2 protein-coding genes are annotated in these 1,722 nt (G+C 68.4%); both read left to right on the forward strand.

Features of this window, described 5'->3' with window-relative positions:
- A partial coding sequence (lipB, locus tag VIP82_RS09085; RefSeq protein ID WP_331907794.1) for a lipoyl(octanoyl) transferase LipB occupies positions 1–574 on the forward strand: 574 nt, incomplete at its 5' end.
- Complete coding sequence (gene lipA / locus VIP82_RS09090; RefSeq protein ID WP_331907796.1) at positions 571–1,560, forward strand: lipoyl synthase; 990 nt, start codon at positions 571–573, stop codon at positions 1,558–1,560. The genes lipB and lipA, both read left to right, overlap by 4 nt.
- Positions 1,561–1,722 lie beyond the last annotated feature (162 nt).

Raw genomic sequence — 1,722 nt, forward strand, 5'->3', positions numbered from 1 at the left:
CCTTCAGCGCGCCGTCCATCGCGCGGTTGTCAGGGGCGAACGCCCCGACACCGTACTCCTCCTGGAGCACCCCTCCGTCTACACCGCCGGCAAGCGCACAGCGCCCGACGAACGGCCGACCGACGGGACTCCCGTCATCGATGTCGACCGCGGCGGCAAGATCACCTGGCACGGCCCCGGCCAGCTCGTCGGGTATCCGATCCTGCGCCTGCCGGAACCCATCGACGTCGTCGGATACGTCCGGCGGCTCGAGGGCATCCTCATCGACGTGCTCGCCGACATCGGCCTCGAGACGCGCCGCGTCGACGGCCGATCCGGCGTCTGGATCGGTCCGCCGGGTTTCGAGAACAAGATCGCCGCCATCGGCATCAGGGTCGAGAGCGGCGTCACCATGCACGGCTTCGCCCTTAATGCGAGCAACGAGCTCGACGCCTACGAGCGGATCGTCGCCTGCGGCATCCGTGATGCCGGCGTGACCACGATCAGCCGCGAGCTGGGTCGCACCGTGACCCCGGCGGATCTCGTCGAACCGATCTCCGCGCGGTTCCGCGCCGAGGCGGCGATCGCCGCGTGAGCACGATACCCGCGGGGCGCAAGATGCTGCGCCTCGAAGTCCGCAACGCCCAGACGCCGATCGAACGCAAGCCCGAGTGGATCAAGACGCGCGCGAAGATGGGGCCCGAGTATCGGGCCCTGCAGGCACTCGTGAAGAGCGAGGACCTGCACACCGTGTGTCAGGAGGCCGGCTGCCCGAACATCTACGAGTGCTGGGAGGACCGTGAGGCGACCTTCCTCATCGGTGGATCGCAGTGCACCCGGCGCTGCGACTTCTGCCAGATCGACACCGGTAAGCCCGCCGATTTCGACGCCGACGAACCGCGTCGCGTCGGCGAGTCCGTGGTGCGCATGCAGCTGCGCTACTCGACCGTCACCGGCGTCGCTCGCGACGACCTGCCCGACGGAGGTGCCTGGCTGTACGCCGAGACGATCCGCGAGATCCACCGCCAGTCACCCGGCACCGGGGTGGAGATCCTCGTTCCCGACTTCAACGGAGAGCCCGAACTGCTGCAGCAGGTGTTCGACGCCCGCCCCGAGGTCTTCGCGCACAACGTTGAAACGGTGCCGCGCATCTTCAAGCGCATCCGCCCGGCGTTCCGCTACGAGCGGTCGCTCGACGTGATCACCCAGGGCCGCGAGGCCGGGCTCATCACGAAGTCCAACCTCATCCTCGGCATGGGTGAGGAGCGGGAAGAGGTCTCGCAGGCCCTGCAGGACCTGCACGACGCGGGTACCGACATCATCACGGTGACCCAGTATCTGCGCCCGAGTCCCCGGCACCTGCCGGTCGCGCGCTGGGTGCGGCCCGAGGAGTTCATCGAGATCAAGGAGGAGGCCGAGGCGATCGGATTCCTCGGCGTTCTCGCCGGGCCGCTGGTGCGCTCGTCGTACCGGGCGGGTCGCCTCTGGGCGCAGTCGATGCAGGCGAAGGGGCGCGAACTGCCCGCTGAGCTCTCGCATCTCGCCGACACGTCGCTCGGCTTCGCTCAGGCGGTCGGCTAGCGGCATCCGTCGTCTCGGACTGCGTGCAGATCGCGGTCCGAGACGGCCCTCCGCGCCGGTATCCTTGTGAACATGGCACGCACCAAGGACGCATCGAAGGCTCAGAAGGAGCCCGGCCGCATGAAGCAGATGTGGCAGGTCTTCCAGATGACCCGCCGCTAC

This window comes from Microbacterium sp. (assembly GCF_036566905.1).
Taxonomy (GTDB): Bacteria; Actinomycetota; Actinomycetes; order Actinomycetales; family Microbacteriaceae; genus Microbacterium.